Origin of the sequence: Marinobacter sp. EN3 (assembly GCF_000475315.1) — a bacterium.
GTDB lineage: Bacteria > Pseudomonadota > Gammaproteobacteria > Pseudomonadales > Oleiphilaceae > Marinobacter > Marinobacter nauticus.
Genome location: NZ_AXCC01000074.1, coordinates 70,590 through 85,087, shown reverse-complemented (window position 1 = coordinate 85,087; position 14,498 = coordinate 70,590). Strand labels below are relative to the sequence as shown.

The 14,498-nt window shown below is 58.7% G+C and carries 11 protein-coding genes; 8 read left to right on the top strand and 3 right to left on the bottom strand.

The annotated features are described in order from the left end of the window. The first annotated feature begins 8 nt into the window (after positions 1–8). Together crcB and Q675_RS35810 are read left to right on the top strand one after the other, a co-directional pair. On the top strand, positions 9–389 hold the full coding sequence (crcB, locus tag Q675_RS35815) for a fluoride efflux transporter CrcB (protein WP_011787020.1): 381 nt from the start codon (positions 9–11) through the stop codon (positions 387–389). Between the two features lie 260 nt (positions 390–649). Further along, the gene (locus tag Q675_RS35810) at positions 650–856 is read left to right on the top strand and encodes a cold-shock protein (RefSeq protein ID WP_008172950.1); all 207 of its coding nucleotides are present in this window, start codon (positions 650–652) and stop codon (positions 854–856) included. Positions 857–918: 62 nt separating this feature from the next. Here the strand turns inward: Q675_RS35810 and Q675_RS35805 are convergent, their stop codons facing one another. Continuing rightward, positions 919–1,722, bottom strand: coding sequence for a dienelactone hydrolase family protein (locus Q675_RS35805; RefSeq protein WP_011787019.1), 804 nt, complete (start codon positions 1,720–1,722; stop codon positions 919–921). A 260-nt stretch (positions 1,723–1,982) separates the two neighbouring features. On the opposite strand from Q675_RS35805, the gene Q675_RS35800 reads away from it, so the two are divergent. From Q675_RS35800 to Q675_RS35790, 3 genes are all read left to right on the top strand, one after another. After that, positions 1,983–2,594 (top strand): Yip1 family protein, encoded by a 612-nt coding sequence (locus Q675_RS35800; protein ID WP_011787018.1) that lies wholly within the window; start codon positions 1,983–1,985, stop codon positions 2,592–2,594. 211 nt (positions 2,595–2,805) lie between these two features. After that, positions 2,806–4,536 (top strand): alkaline phosphatase D family protein, encoded by a 1,731-nt coding sequence (locus Q675_RS35795; protein WP_011787017.1) that lies wholly within the window; start codon positions 2,806–2,808, stop codon positions 4,534–4,536. 103 nt (positions 4,537–4,639) lie between these two features. Then, positions 4,640–7,372 (top strand): cation-translocating P-type ATPase, encoded by a 2,733-nt coding sequence (locus Q675_RS35790; RefSeq protein ID WP_023012075.1) that lies wholly within the window; start codon positions 4,640–4,642, stop codon positions 7,370–7,372. Here Q675_RS35790 and Q675_RS35785 read toward each other — a convergent pair. Then, positions 7,353–9,773 (bottom strand): D-xylulose 5-phosphate/D-fructose 6-phosphate phosphoketolase, encoded by a 2,421-nt coding sequence (locus Q675_RS35785; RefSeq protein ID WP_023012074.1) that lies wholly within the window; start codon positions 9,771–9,773, stop codon positions 7,353–7,355. The two genes, Q675_RS35790 and Q675_RS35785, sit on opposite strands and share 20 nt — an antisense overlap. Before the next feature lie 180 nt (positions 9,774–9,953). Here Q675_RS35785 and Q675_RS35780 point away from each other — a divergent pair, with 180 nt between their 5' ends. Further along, positions 9,954–10,244, top strand: a complete 291-nt coding sequence (locus tag Q675_RS35780; RefSeq protein WP_011787014.1) for a type VI secretion system PAAR protein — start codon at positions 9,954–9,956, stop codon at positions 10,242–10,244. On the opposite strand, the gene Q675_RS35775 is transcribed toward Q675_RS35780, so the two are convergent. Further along, positions 10,241–12,844 carry an EAL domain-containing protein gene (locus Q675_RS35775; protein ID WP_023012073.1) on the bottom strand — a complete coding sequence of 868 codons (2,604 nt, stop codon included), beginning with the start codon at positions 12,842–12,844 and terminating at the stop codon, positions 10,241–10,243. The genes Q675_RS35780 and Q675_RS35775 overlap by 4 nt on opposite strands. A 229-nt stretch (positions 12,845–13,073) precedes the next feature. Between Q675_RS35775 and pbpG the strand changes: the two genes are divergently transcribed. Together pbpG and Q675_RS35765 are read left to right on the top strand one after the other, a co-directional pair. Next, positions 13,074–14,000 (top strand): D-alanyl-D-alanine endopeptidase, encoded by a 927-nt coding sequence (pbpG, locus tag Q675_RS35770; protein WP_023012072.1) that lies wholly within the window; start codon positions 13,074–13,076, stop codon positions 13,998–14,000. A 16-nt stretch (positions 14,001–14,016) separates the two neighbouring features. Beyond that, a complete protein-coding gene (locus Q675_RS35765) occupies positions 14,017–14,496 on the top strand; it encodes an asparaginase domain-containing protein (RefSeq protein WP_022993207.1) in 480 nt (159 codons plus the stop codon). The last annotated feature ends 2 nt before the right edge of the window (positions 14,497–14,498 follow it).

The following is a 14,498-nucleotide window of genomic DNA, read 5'->3' as shown; positions in this document are numbered from 1 at the left end:
CGGGTAGCATGTGGTGGTCGGTTCTTGCAGTCAGCGTTGGTGCCGTTATAGGCGCCAACCTGCGCTGGGGGCTTGGGCTCTGGCTTAACGCCAGTTATCACGCCGTTCCCTGGGGCACACTGGTTGCCAACCTCAGTGGTGGCTGGCTGATTGGCGTGTTGATGGCTTTTTTCAGCCAGAGCAGTGTGCTTTCGCCGGAATGGCGTCTGTTTGCGGTGACAGGTTTGTGTGGCGCCCTGACGACTTTCTCGACCTTCTCGCTGGAGATGTTCGCCGCGCTTCAGGAAGGCAAGTGGGGTATGGCCCTGGTCGGAATTCTGGCCCATGTTGTTGGCTCTATCCTGATGACAGCACTCGGATTTCTGACTTTTTCCCTGGTGCGTGGGTAAGCCTGCGGGCGAGTCAGAATCTGTGGGTATCACTACCTACACAAATTATTGAAATTACGCTTGGCAAGCCCGAAATTCCAGAGTAGAGTGGGTTCGTAGGAAAGAATCAGTAAAGCAGTTCATGAATAAGACGTACCTCCGCAGTTAGTAGTGACCGTCCTGTTTTTGATCCCGCGAGTTCTGTTTTTCCGTTACACGCTGACCAGCACCCTATGAGTGTGTGGCAGCAGATAATATGATTGATTTCAGGAAGTTTAAGTATGTCTACTACTACCGGTACTGTTAAGTTCTTCAACGAAGCAAAAGGCTTTGGCTTTATCACTCGTGAAGGCGGCCCGGACGTATTCGTTCACTACAGCGCCATTCAGGGCTCTGGTTTCAAGACCCTGGCCGAAGGCCAGCAGGTCGAGTTCACCGTAACTCAGGGCCAGAAAGGTCCTCAGGCGGAGAACGTTGTTGCTCTGTAATCCCCTGAGGATTCAGCAATAACCCAAAAAAGGCAGCCGAGGCTGCCTTTTTTGTTGCCTGTTTATTCCCCGAAAATTTCCTCGTAAAAACGCATGGTGCCCTGCCATGAGCGCCGCGCAGCTGCTTCATCATAGGCGATTGGCATGCCGAACTGTTCGGCCACCTTATCGGCATTGGGATTGGTGAAGGAATGTTTCACGCCGGGAAAGCTGACAAGCGTCAGATCCACTTCGGCATTCTGCATTTCCCGAACCAGCCCGGCCACCTGTTCCGAGGGAACCATGTCATCTGCGCCGCCTGTGTAGACCTGCACTTTTGCTTTTACAGCGCCAGCTTCGGCCTGCAGCGGGCTGCCCAAGGCACCGTGGTAGCTGACTACGCCATCCAGATCCACGCCCATACGAGCCATGTTCAGGACCACGGCACCACCGAAGCAATAGCCTTGGGCAGCAATACGGTCTGGGTCAACGCTGTCATGGTTCTGCAGAAGTGCCTTGGCTTTCAGGAAGCGGGCTTTAACCTGCTCCATGTTGCTTGTGGCTTCTTGCATGAACTTCTGGGCGGTATCCGGATGGTCGGCCTGTTTGCCGGAGCCATACATATCCAGTGCGAAGGCGGTATAGCCGGAGGCTGCCAGCTTTTCCGCCTGCTCCCGGGCAAAGTCATTGTGGCCCCACCATTCGTGTACCACCAGCACGCCGGGGCGTTTCTGGTCGGACTCGTCGTCCCAGGCCAGGTAGCCGGTGAAGGTTTGGCCGTCTACGGTGTATTCAATGGTTTCGGTCTGCATTTCTGCAAGCGCCTGTGTGCTGGTCATAAAAAGGGAGAGGATTGCTGTGGGTACTGCGGTTCTGATACGGATCATCGCGTTTTTTACTCCTTGCCAGGATTGGTGACACTTCCATGATTACGTTGGCAGCCAGAAAATCGATCCAGACTCACTGGCGTGTCCTGTTCTCAGAACAAAACGGTCTTATAGGCCGGATCTGATAAGTAAAGAGAATCAATGCCGGCTTTCCCGAATCTGATTCTTGACTATAGTTAAGAACAGGAACGGTTTTAAGTCCGAAATGGTTCGGGCACCGTATCCACCCATACCAACAACAGCAATAAAGGGGGTGGTTTATGCTTCTGTCCCATGCGTTTGGTCTCTTCACCCACCCGGAAGATGAGTGGGTATCCATTAAGAAAGAACACGAACATCCAACTCGTCTTTATGTGGCGTACGTCGTCGTTCTGGCGGCCATAGCGCCAATCTGTGCCTACATCTCGACGGCCCATTTTGGTTGGTCTATCGGTAGCGAACGGCTGATCAAGCTCACCGAAATCAGTGCCCTCCAGATGAGCGTTCTGACCTACCTCGCCATGCTGGTGGGGGTCTTCGCCCTCGGGTACGCCATTAACTGGATGGCGAAAACCTATGGCGCCAAGGAAGAGCACGTGCCGTCTAACGGTATTGCCCTGGCAGCCTATTCCTGTACGCCACTGTTCCTGGCCGGTTTTGCGCTGCTGTACCCGGTGCCCTGGTTCAATGCTGTGGTGTTTCTGGCAGCGGCCTGTTACGGCGCCTGGCTGATGTACGACGGCTTACCGATCGTCATGGGCATCGAAAAGGAGCGGGCGGTCATGTACGGAGGGGCTCTACTCACGGTGGCACTGGTGATCCTGGTATCCACCCGAGTCGGTTCGGTCATTCTCTGGAATCTGGGGCTCGGGCCGGTGTTCGTCAGCGGCTAGCCAAACACGTTATTCATTCGGTCAAAACGGGAGCTTCGGCTCCCGTTTTTTGTGACTGCCGTCTGCTTGCGATGCACCTGTCGGAATTTGCCATAGCCCTGTCGCAATCCGGCAACGCGTTCTTCATATCTCTGGTCTAGCTTTTCAGGCCAACCGGTTTTGGTTTCCGGGCACGATAAAAAGCATATGACGAACATGACAGGGGTGGACAATGGCTAGACTGACGAGACGGGATTTTCTGAAAGCATCGGCACTGGGTATGGGGGCGGTGGCGATTTCCAGCGGCCTGGCGGGGTGTGTGCTGGACAGCGATGACAAACGGCGGGTTGATTTTACCCATGGTGTGGCCAGTGGTGATCCGCTACAGGACAGCGTTATTCTCTGGACCCGGGCCGTGCCCGAGCGTGGCAGCAAGGTGAAAGTAGGTTGGGAAATCGCCACCGATGCGGAGTTTGCCTCGGTGGTGCGCTCAGGAACCGCCGAAACCACCGAAGATCATGATTTCACCATTAAGGTGGATGCCCAGGGGCTGATGCCGGGCCAGCGTTACTATTACCGTTTCCGCTCCTCGGGTGCCACCTCTCCCGTAGGGGCCGCGACTACCTTGCCGGAAGGGTCGGTAGAGCAGGTGCGACTGGCTGTGGTGTCCTGCTCCAACTACCCGGCCGGTTACTTTCACGTATACCGTGAAGTGGCAAACCAGGCGGACCTGGATGCTGTGATTCATCTGGGCGACTATATCTATGAGTACAGCAGTGACCCGGACAGCTATGCCTCGGAAGATGCCCGGGCTTTGGGCCGGACCTTCCCGGAAAACAATAACCGGGAGTTGCTGACACTGGCGGATTATCGCCGCCGGTATGCTATTTACCGGCAGGATCCGGATCTGCAGCTGGCCCATCAGCGGTTACCGTTCATTGTGGTGTGGGACGACCATGAAGTGGCTAACGATACCTGGCGTAACGGTGCTGAAAATCACGATGACTCTGAAGGCGATTTTGATCAGCGCAAGCTGTCGGCGCTGCAGGCCTTCTTCGAGTGGATGCCGATCCGACCGGTGATTGAAGGTAATGACGAGGCCATCTATCGCAGCTTCCGTTTTGGCGATCTGGTGGATCTGCATATGCTGGATACGCGCATTATCGGGCGCGATCAGCAGCTGGATTACCTGAATTATCTGAGTGAAAGCGGGCTGAACGCACAGCAATTCATGGCCGATGTGGCTGATCCAAACCGGACACTGTTGGGCGCTGAACAGCGTTTATGGTTACAGAACAAGCTGGCTACGTCATCCGGGCGATGGCAGGTGCTGGGGCAGCAGGTGTTGATGGGGCGCATGGATTTGCCTGCGGAATTGTTGCTGGGTATTGCCACGGGAAACGTTTCGGAACTGCCGCAAGCTCTGGCGGAACTTGCGACTATCAAATTCCGAGCCCTGCAGCGCGACCCCACACTCACTGAGCAGGAACTGAGCCGAATCAACACGGCCGCGCCCTACAATCTTGATGCCTGGGACGGCTATCAGGCCGAAAGAGAAGTTGTTCTGGGCATGGCGCGGCAATTCGACAAAAACCTGGTGGTGCTGGCCGGAGATACCCATAACGCCTGGGCCAATAATCTGAAGGATATGAATGGCAACCAGGTGGGTGTGGAATTTGCCACTGCCTCGGTGTCTTCTCCCGGACTGGAGGACTATCTGGGACTGCCTGATGCCATGATTGCCGATGCAGAGCAGGGCATTGGCCTGCTGGTGGATGGTCTGGACTACCTGAACATCAATCAACGTGGTTATATGGTGGTTACGTTCACTCAGGAGGAAGCCCTGGCTAACTGGTATTTCGTGGATACCGTCAAGAGCCGGGAATACACCGTTGATAACAGTCGGTCTGCGGCACGGAAGACCTTGCCGGGTGCCGGGAACCGAACGGTCGATCCGGTATAGCCAACCGGGCGCGGCTATACCAGCCTTCGGTTTGACCTGGCGCATTGGCGGTATCGGCAGAATCCTGTGTAGTTGACCCAGACCTTAGGCAGGGAGCAGGGATATGTCAGAAGTCAGCACGCCAGGTTCACAGCGGACACTAGCCGGGGGCGCACAGTCTCAGCCCTGGCATGCCCTGGCCGCAGAACAGGCGCGGGTTCTTCTGGAAGCGCCGGAGCCTTTGACCGACGAAAGTGCGCGGGCCAGGTATGAGAGGTTTGGTCCCAACCAGTTGTCAGAGGGTAGGACGTCCGGCCCCCTGGCCCGGCTCGGTCGCCAGTTACGTAATTTCCTGATTTATGTACTGCTGACCGCAGCGGCCATCACCGGTGCTCTCGGACACTGGGTCGACGCCGGGGTGATTCTGGCGGTGGTGATTGTCCAGACCCTGGTCGGCTTCATCCAGGAAGGTCGGGCCGAGCAGGCATTGTCCGCTATCCGTCATATGCTGGCTCCCCGCGCCCGCATTGTCAGGGCCGGCGGCCAGCATCAGGTGGATGCCGGCGAGCTGGTACCTGGTGATACCGTGCTGTTGGAGGCTGGTGACCGTGTGCCCGCCGATCTTCGCCTGGAAAAAACCAACAACCTCAAGATTGAGGAAGCTATCCTGACGGGCGAATCCGAGGCGGTGGACAAGTTCCCCGATCCGGTGGACGAGCAGTCGGCCCTCGGCGACCAGACTGGCATGGCGTTCTCCGGCACCATGGTGGCCACGGGCACCGCCCGGGGCGTTGTCGTACGTACCGGTATACATACCGAAATCGGCCGCATTTCCGGCCTGCTGGCTGATACCACCAGTCTTAAAACTCCGCTGCTGGAACAGATGGACCGGTTTGCGCGGGGGCTTTCTCTGATTGTCATCGCGACCGGCATTCTCATCTTCTTTGGCGGTCTGGTGTTCAGTGGCCTGGAATTCCGGGAGTTGTTCATGGCGGTGGTGGGCCTGACGGTGGCAGCCATTCCTGAAGGCTTGCCTGCCATTCTCACCATTACCCTTGCCATTGGTGTGCGCCAGATGGCGCGTCGCAAGGCGGTGGTACGCCGGATGCCGGTGATCGAAACCCTGGGCGCGGTTTCAGTCATTTGCTCTGACAAAACCGGCACGCTCACCCGTAACGAAATGATGGTGACTACTGCTGTGACCTCCGGTGAGCGCTATGAGATTACCGGCGAAGGTTATGGTAGCGATGGCATGGTCTGCCGGGGGGGGAAGCCGGTCACCGGCGATGGGGTGCTGGCTGAGCTTGCCCGGGCGGCGGCACTGTGTAACGACGCCAGCATTATTGGCAAAGACGGGCAGCCTTCTATTCATGGTGACCCCATGGAAGCCGCGCTGAAAGTGTTTGCCGGCAAGGCGGAATTTGATCATGTGAACAGTGCCTCCGGCTGGCCACGGGTTGATGAGGTTCCCTTCGATACCCGCATACGGTTCATGGCCACATTGCATCACGACCACCACGGTCACGGTATTGCCTATCTCAAAGGCGCTCCGGAACGGATTCTGGCCATGTGTGCGCACCAGGTATCCACCGACGGTGGAACGGAGCCGCTGAGCACGGAGCACTGGGAACGGATCATTACGGAAATGGCTTCCGAAGGCCTGAGGGTGCTGGCACTGGCGCGCAGGCCAATGGCGAAAGGCAGCCGGGAACTGGTGCTGGAAGAGCTGGAACAGGGCGCTGAATTGCTGGGGGTGGTGGGCTTGCTGGATCCGCCCCGGCAGGAGGCTATCCGCGCTATCAAAGAGTGCCACGATGCCGGTATTCGGGTGAAGATGATTACCGGCGACCACGCCCTGACGGCCGGTGCCATTGCCCGAAAACTCGGGCTGCGTAATGCCGACCGGGTACTGACCGGCAAAGAGCTTGATGACCTGGATGAAGATCAGCTCCGGAGTCTGGCCGGAGAGGTGGATGTGTTTGCCCGCACCAGCCCCGAGCACAAACTCAGGTTAGTGAAAGCGCTGCAGGCACTGCATGGTGTGGTGGCCATGACCGGTGATGGCGTCAACGATGCCCCGGCACTGAAGCGGGCGGATGTTGGCATTGCCATGGGTGTAAAGGGCTCGGAAGCGGCCCGGCAGGCGTCATCGGTGGTGCTGCTGGATGATAACTTCGCCAGCATTGCTGCGGCTGTCCGGGAAGGGCGCACGGTTTACACCAACCTGCGTAAGGGCATTGCCTTTATGCTTCCGATTAACGGGGGGGAATCCGTCAGTCTGATCACCGCCTTGCTACTGGGGCTCACGTTGCCCATTTCCGCCTTGCAGATTCTCTGGGTGAATATGGTCAGCTCGGTGCTGCTCGCCATGACCCTGGCATTTGAGCCGCCCGAGCCCGGAGTCATGCGGCAACCTCCCAGACCACGGGACGAGTCCTTGCTGCAGGGATTTGTGGTCTGGCGGGTGGCGTTTGTATCCCTGCTGTTTCTGGTGGGTATCTTCGCGGCCTGGTTCTGGGTCATGCATCGTCATCAGGACCCGGTGCTGGCCAGCACCCTGGCGGTCAACACCCTGGTGGCGATGGAGGTTTTCTACCTGTTTGCGGTGCGTTATCTCGACAGTGCCTCGATTACCCTGCGGGGGGTGCTCGGCACCCCCGTTGTGCTGGCAGCGATCGCAGCGGTCGTGGTATTGCAGTTGTTGTTCACCTACCTGCCCTGGTTCCAGCACACCTTTACCACTGCGGCCCTGAGCCTGGAGCAGCTGGCGTTTTCCGTGGTGGCTGGTGTTGTGGTTCTGCTGGTGTTGGAACTGGAAACTGCGATACGTAACCGGGTCAAGGCAGTCCGCGGGTAATCACTCCCGGATCGCCTCGGCCCTCCACCGCGGCCAGTTCGGCGCTGGAGAGCCATTCTCCGGGAGGTTTGTCCATCACCTCGGCGCAGGCCGCCAGGGCATGGCCCCAAGAGCAACGGTTGGCGAACAGCATGCCCGCTTCATTCAGGGTACCACCCCGATTGATGTAGCCCAGTACCCGGGAATGGCCGGGATGCGGGAACAGCGTGTGAAGGTGTCCGCGAAACACTTCCGGCCGCATATGGGTCAGGGCAACCCGTCGGTGCATGCGATGGGGGAACAGACGCTCCCGCTCAAACTCGGTCAGGCAGGAGGTGGCTTCCATCGGATCCCGGGGTTGACGGAAGCGCCCGGGTTCCTGCAGATAGACCAGCCGGAACGGTGTGCCGGTCTCGCGCAGACGCTCGCAAGCCCGTATGGCCTCGGAAAGCTGATAGGCGCCATTGGCAATCAGCAGCAGGGGTTCTTCGCCAGCCGAGGTATCCTCGTCCACCACCAGTGCGCCGTGTCTTGCCAGTGCTTCGGCTTCGCTGCCGTTGAAGACGCACGGGCGCTCCCGTTTCGGGATAACGAGGCAACTGATGCGGCCCCGCTCCCGGTAAACCGATGGCAGAATCGCCAGGGCGCTGTTGTAGTCAGCCGGGAAAATCACCCGGGAGACATCGCTCATTTCTCCCAGTAAAGCCTCACAGAAGCTGGTGTCCTGGTGGGATTGCTCGTTCTTGCCGTTTTCCCATGTGTGCGAGGTGGCAATCACTGGCAGTCCCAGCCATTGGGGTGGCCGGCCCACTTCTTTCTGATGTCGGGCGAAGATCAACTCCTGGCGGATAGCGCCGAGCATTTTCACGCAGAAGGCTTCGTAGCTGGCCACCAGATTCAATCCCGCTTTGTTGGCCAGGCAGGCAGAGACGACCGCCTCTTCATTCAGTGCCGTAATGATCTTGCCGTGTACTGACTCGGCCTCGTTCTCCGGGTCGTTCACGCGGTGCTTGAGGCTGTGGAGCACGCCTTTGAGTCGGTTGCTGGCGAGTTCGTCCGGGTTGCCGACCCGGGGCCGGAGTTCCGGGTTGTCCGCGACCAGAGCCTTGAAGAATTCATCAACGGCAGTCATGGGTGAGCATTTGTTCTGAGCCCAGGGCAAAACCGGAATGGCAGGTTCCGAGGGACGGCGAAGCGCCAGCGGGTGATCCCGCTCCAGTGGCCGGCCCTGTTGGCTGTGTTCATTCAGCTCGGATACCGCCAGGTTCAGCTCCTGCGGTTTTACCCATAGCGGTGTTGCGTACTCATTGAACAGCTCCCTGGATATGGCATCCATACGAGGATTGCCGGGCAGAGGCAGATTGTGAGCTGCGTTTTCTCCGGCGCCATAGAAACCATAGCCTTTCACGGTCTCTGCGATACCGTAGGGTATGCGAACCGGGTAGCTGGTCTCACCTTGTTGCGCAGCAGTGCCATGGGCTGCTAGTGCCTGCTCCATGTCGTACATGGCACAGACGAAGGCCGCGGGATCACGGCCGTCAAATCGCACCGGGTCAAAGCCCCGGTGTTGCAGGTGCTGCTCAAACCGTTCCAGACCCTCTCGGGTACCAAGCTCGGTTCGTTGTTCAATGCGACGGCCATTGGCAATCATCACCGGCAAGACCAGTCCGCAGTCCTCGGCACGCCACCATCGGGGTATCCAGTCACTTCCGCGCTGTTCTTCGGCGGCGCCGTCGGAAAGGAAGGCCACCAGAGATTCACCGGGCAGAGGCATATGTGCGTACTGCAGCTCTGCAAACCCAAGGTAGCCGCCTTCGATAATGCCCCCGGCGGTATGGGGGTTTACGTGGCTGCCCAGGGGGGCGGCCATCGTGCCATCCGGTTTCTGGCGATAGCTGTAGAAGTCGGAGGCCAGTCGAGATAGTCCCTCAGGCGCCAGGTAACGGGCGCGTTGCTCGGGATGCAGATTGCCGGTCAGAACGTTGAGTGCATCCACGGCGGCCACACAATGCCCTTGTCCCATCAGCCAGCTGCGGGTTTTTCCGGTCAGGTTGTTGAGGGCCAGGTAGGCCGCGTAGGCAGGCACCATGTTCAGGGCGCCTCCGGTATGGCCTTCCGGCGAAGCCTTGAAATCCTGGGCGACCAGGGGGGCGCCGGCAATGTCCACCCGGTTGCAATAGGTCATGTGCACCACCAGCCACAGGCCGGCGCTGGTGAGCCGGTCCAGGGCGATCAGCTTCCGGTACACCGTATCTTCATCCGGTTGGTGCCCGGCACTAACCAGTTTTCCAGCGAGTTCCCGGACTCTGGCGGAGGTCTGTTCGGAGTGCCGGATAACGCCATAGCCCTGCTGCCAGCAATGGAAGGCTGAGCCTGGTGTTGCCTCGTTGGGCGCCTGAACGGGTTCAGTGGGCGATGACATGACGGCCTCCATGGCTGATGAGTGTGAAGGAAGTGTAAAACGGACCGCCGTCAGCCCCCTTGATGCAGGTCAGTCGTATCTGCATCTTTTAGCATGCACTGAGCTGGTGCGGGACTTGGGTCCGTGCGGATTTCGGTATAGGATGGTGGCTCAGGACTCAATGATGAAAGGAATCAATCCATGAGTAAGGCAATAGTATTGCTGGGCGATCTCGGTATGGACCATCAGGGATTCCCGCCCACACCGGTGATTGCCGGTTCCCCCGATGTTCTCGTGGACGGTAAACCCGTTGCCCGGGTAGGCGATCCGCTGCAACCCCATTCAAAGCCCAAGCATCCGCCCCATCCCCGGGCCATTGCGGCCGGTTCCGGAACCGTGATGATCAATGGCAAACCGGCTGCGGTTACCGGCGGTGCTGTATCCTGCGGGGGCGTTACCGTTGGCAGTGGAACGGTGATTATCGGCAGCTAACGGGTTTTGTGTTCCAGGCTGAATGGGCGGCCCCAGTAATAACCCTGCCCCTGCAAGCCCGGAAACTGATGCAGCCAGAGTGCGATGGTTTCGTCTTCCACGCCTTCGACCACCACATCCAGGTCCAGGGCTGTGCCCAGCTCAAGAGCGGCACGAAGTATTTTCTGTCTTGAGGGGTAATCCAGTACCCCCTCCAGAAAACTGCGGTCGATTTTCAGCTCATCCAGCTCGAATTGTGCCAGGGCGCCAAGTGATGAGTGGCCGGATCCGAAGTCATCCAGTGCAATCCGGAAGCCCATCGCGCTCAGGGTCCGGATGGTGCTGCGGGCCGTTTCCGGATCGGTCATCATGGCGGTTTCGGTAATTTCCAGGCTGACGTTGGCCGGCTCCAGTTTGTGTCGTCGGACGATGGCGCCGGCTTCCTCGTGGAACAGACTGTGGGCCAGATCCTTGGCGGAAATGTTCACCGCGACCGTAATATCACGCCCATACTGTTCACGAAGCTGATGGCTGTCCCTGCAGGCTCGGTCCAGAACCCAGAGTGTGACCGTGTGAATGATCCCCACTTCTTCGGCCAGGGGAATCCACTGGCTGGGCGCAATCCTGCCGAATTCCGGGTGCTGCCAGCGAATCAGGGCTTCCAGTGAGCCAATCCGGCCATCGCGGATGTTGATCTTGGGCTGGTACTCCAGCCACATTTCGCCGGAACGCAGCGCTTGTTCCACATCCAGCATCAGCATTTGCTGGCGGTATTGCCACTCGGCAATGGCAGGATCATAAACCACCAGCGGCAGGCTTTCGTCCAGTGAGGCAAAGCCGGCACAGGCGAGTACGCCGGCCGGTTCTGCAGCATGTTCCGGGGCGTGGGCGACGCCAACCGAGGCGGCCCAGGAAAAGGAAAAACGGCCCTCACGGAAGTTCTCGGACAGCCAGCGGCTGATGGCCTGCAGGCGTTGGCTCTCCAGCGCCTCGTCGGGATGGCGCAACAGGGCAAAAGCATGGTTGACGGTGTCCAGGGTGGCCACGCTGTAACCGTTGATCATCACCAGTTGATCGCCCACCGTTTGCTTCAGATACCGGTTGAGTTGCCGCAGATACTGCTTCAGGAGTTCTTCGGCCGCTCGGTAGCCCAGGGCCTGTTCCAGTTCATTGAACCGGGCCAGGCGAATCATGCACAGGGTGTAGGGCGTTTTGTGGCAGTCCAGCGCGCCCAGGGTTTCCTCCAGCATGGGCCTGTTTGGCTTTCCGGTTACCCTGTGGGTTTTCAGCAAACGGTCATAATCACGCTCAATGCTGGCCCGGAGTTTCTGTTCCTCCTGAACCCGTATGTCTGAGCTCATGCGTTTCTTGCGTTCTTCCAGCAGCAGTTTACCCACACCACTGGTCAGGATCAGGGAGCCGGTGGCTGCGCCCAGGAAAAAGGCGGAGTCGGTCACCGCATTCACGGGTAGCCAGCCAACGGTACGAAGTGATGACGTGACAGCCCCGATCACGATCGCCAGTACCGACAGGGCATAGTAACGGGCGTAAACGTGGCTGTTCAGCTGGCGCAGGCTCAGGGCAAAGATGAACAGCCCGCCGACGGCACTGCTCATCAGGAAGGCATGTTGACCCAGGAATTGAAACCCAAGAGGCGCTGCCAGCAGGTGCGCTCCGGCAAGAAGGCTGAAGGCCCGGAGTATCCGGGCTTCCGTGCGGGTCAGTTGGAGGAAGTGTGGGGTGAATTCGCAAAGCGCGATCTGGCACAGCGGCAGACTGATGCTGAGCAGGGCATTGAGCTCTGGCAGTGCCGGCCAGATCAGCCACAGCCCCAGGCCGTCCATCACCAGCTGGCTGTAGATAACACTGATCATCAGCACGCTCAGCCAGGCCAGGCCCGGTCGGCGGAGCTTGGCCACAATACTCAGGTTGAGTAAGAGTGCAAACACCAGCAGACCGGTGACAAACGACTTCCAGGCGGTGATGGCGGTGCCGGCACCGAGAGCCTCGGCGCTGTCTGACAGAATGACCGGCAACAGTACCGGGCCGTGATTCTGCACTTCCATCAGCAGGGTGGTGGTGCCCGGTTGCAGCGTGACCGGCCAGACCCACTGCGGTAGCGCCAGGAATCGTTGATCGAAGGGGTATCGGTCGCCCATGGCGGGTAGGTGTTCGATGCTTCCGTCCGGGTGAATCAGGGCAGGTTGCAGGTGGTCCAGGTAAGGTGCAGGTACTGTCACCTGGCTGTTCGCAGGTTCTGACGTCGGGTTTTCGAGTGTCAGCCGGAAAGTTGCGGGTTTGTAGGGATAGCCGATTCCGGAATAGCGGGTATCCGTCCGGCTCCAGACTTCGGATTGCCAGAGTCTGTCTTGCAGTACCTTGCCCAGGGGGTGGATCAGATATTCGATCTGGCCAGCGATGCGAGGGCCGTTTGTGGCGCTGTCGGTCTGCACCGAAGGACTGACCGAAAGAGTCGGCGGATCCTGCCAGAAGGTCGTCGCAAGTCCGTAGGTAATGGCCAGGAGAAGGATGACAAACGGGAACGACTGGTGCAGCCACGCCGGTAATCTGTCCGAGCGGGTTTCCCTGGAGAGAGTCTGGCCGAGCGACGGAGAGTCCATCCTGAACGCATCCTGAAACTGGAAAGCGGCACCGTTACACTCTGGTTACAATGATTAACGAGATGTAACGAATTGATTTGATTAATATTTTACAGGAATTTAAGATTTTTTGCATTTGCTGTTTAAAACGCATGATTGAAAATGAGACCTGCGTTCGGCCCGTCTGCGCTGATATAGTTCGCGCTATTGACCCATTCCTTGTTAAGGCCTGAGAGGCAGGTAGTTCACCATGCGTTATTCCGTGTTTGTCACTGTTGTCGTCTTTTTCCTGGCGGTGTCCGGCCAGAGCCTCGCCAGTCCGGAGCGGGCGCCGAACCTGGCGTCGGTGCAGGCAGCGGCGGCCGAAGTTGGCAAAGAGGGCCTGCTGTTCGGTAAGCACGCCGATCGCCCGGTACCGGTGGCGTCGATCACCAAGCTGATGACGGCACTCGTGGTGGTGGAATCGGGACAGGATATGGACGAGTGGCTGACGTTCGAGGAGCGTCATGTCGAGGCTGCCGCGAACGCCTGGAGCCGCATTCGGGTGGGTTCTCAGCTTCGGCGCCGGGATGTGCTGCGGATTGCCCTGATGTCATCCGAGAACTTTGCTGCCTACACTCTGGCGCGTGTCTATCCGGGTGGCTTCGACGGTTTTGTTGCCGCGATGAATGCCAAGGCAAAAGCTCTGGGGATGCTTCAGACCCGATTTGTTGACCCGACCGGTCTCTCTACCGGCAATGTGTCCACGGCAGCGGACCTGGTGATCCTGGCGCGTGCTGCGCTCAAGCATCCCGAAATTCGTGAAGCCTCGACCACCGGCTACTACCGGGCCGAGTTCCGCAAACCCCGGTACAGCCTGTCGTTTGGCAATACCAATGCGTTGGTGCATCGGGACAGCTGGGGCGTGAGCCTGAGTAAAACCGGATACCTGACAGAGGCGGGGCGTTGTCTGGTGATGGTGTCGGAGATGAACGGAACGCCCGTGATCACGGTTTTGCTGGACTCTCTGGGTACCCGGTCTCCGATGGGGGATGCCGGCCGAATCAAGCGCTGGCTTGCCACGGGTCAACCAGGTTCGGTGGCGCCGGCCGCGAAGCGTTATGCACAGGAAAAAAATTCAGCTCTGATGGCGGCAGAGGCAGAACAGTCTCGAACCACCACGGCGTCCTCACAATAAAGGAACAGCTCAGACCATGATTGAGATACTGACCACCGGTGGCACCATCGATAAGGTCTATTTTGATGCCAACAGCAAGTTTGAAATCGGGGACAGCCTGTTGCCGGAACTGTTGACGGAATCCAACATCCATGACGGCTATGAGGTTCGCCCCCTGATGCGCAAGGACAGCCTGGAGCTGACCGATGCGGACCGCCAAACCATTCTGGAAGCAGTCAAGGCTTCGGCCAGCCAGCGTATCCTGATTACCCATGGCACCGATACCATGGCGCAGACCGCCGAGGTACTGAAATCGGTAGCCGATCGCACGATTGTGCTGACGGGCGCCATGCAACCTGCGCGCATGCGGCGCAGCGATGCTACCTTCAACGTTGGCTTTGCCTGGGCCGCGGTGTCGCTGTTACCGGCGGGGGTCTATATCGCCATGAACGGTGAGGTGTTTGAAGCAGGTTCAGTGCGGAAAAATCTGGCAGCCCAGCGGTTCGAACGTGCCTAGGC

Coding starts and splice junctions, on each gene's coding strand:
- crcB (WP_011787020.1), top strand. CDS start 9: ATGTGGTGGTCGGTTCTTGCAGTCAGCGTTGGTGCCGTTATAGGCGCC.
- Q675_RS35810 (WP_008172950.1), top strand. CDS start 650: ATGTCTACTACTACCGGTACTGTTAAGTTCTTCAACGAAGCAAAAGGC.
- Q675_RS35805 (WP_011787019.1), bottom strand. CDS start 1,722: ATGATCCGTATCAGAACCGCAGTACCCACAGCAATCCTCTCCCTTTTT.
- Q675_RS35800 (WP_011787018.1), top strand. CDS start 1,983: ATGCTTCTGTCCCATGCGTTTGGTCTCTTCACCCACCCGGAAGATGAG.
- Q675_RS35795 (WP_011787017.1), top strand. CDS start 2,806: ATGGCTAGACTGACGAGACGGGATTTTCTGAAAGCATCGGCACTGGGT.
- Q675_RS35790 (WP_023012075.1), top strand. CDS start 4,640: ATGTCAGAAGTCAGCACGCCAGGTTCACAGCGGACACTAGCCGGGGGC.
- Q675_RS35785 (WP_023012074.1), bottom strand. CDS start 9,773: ATGTCATCGCCCACTGAACCCGTTCAGGCGCCCAACGAGGCAACACCA.
- Q675_RS35780 (WP_011787014.1), top strand. CDS start 9,954: ATGAGTAAGGCAATAGTATTGCTGGGCGATCTCGGTATGGACCATCAG.
- Q675_RS35775 (WP_023012073.1), bottom strand. CDS start 12,844: ATGGACTCTCCGTCGCTCGGCCAGACTCTCTCCAGGGAAACCCGCTCG.
- pbpG (WP_023012072.1), top strand. CDS start 13,074: ATGCGTTATTCCGTGTTTGTCACTGTTGTCGTCTTTTTCCTGGCGGTG.
- Q675_RS35765 (WP_022993207.1), top strand. CDS start 14,017: ATGATTGAGATACTGACCACCGGTGGCACCATCGATAAGGTCTATTTT.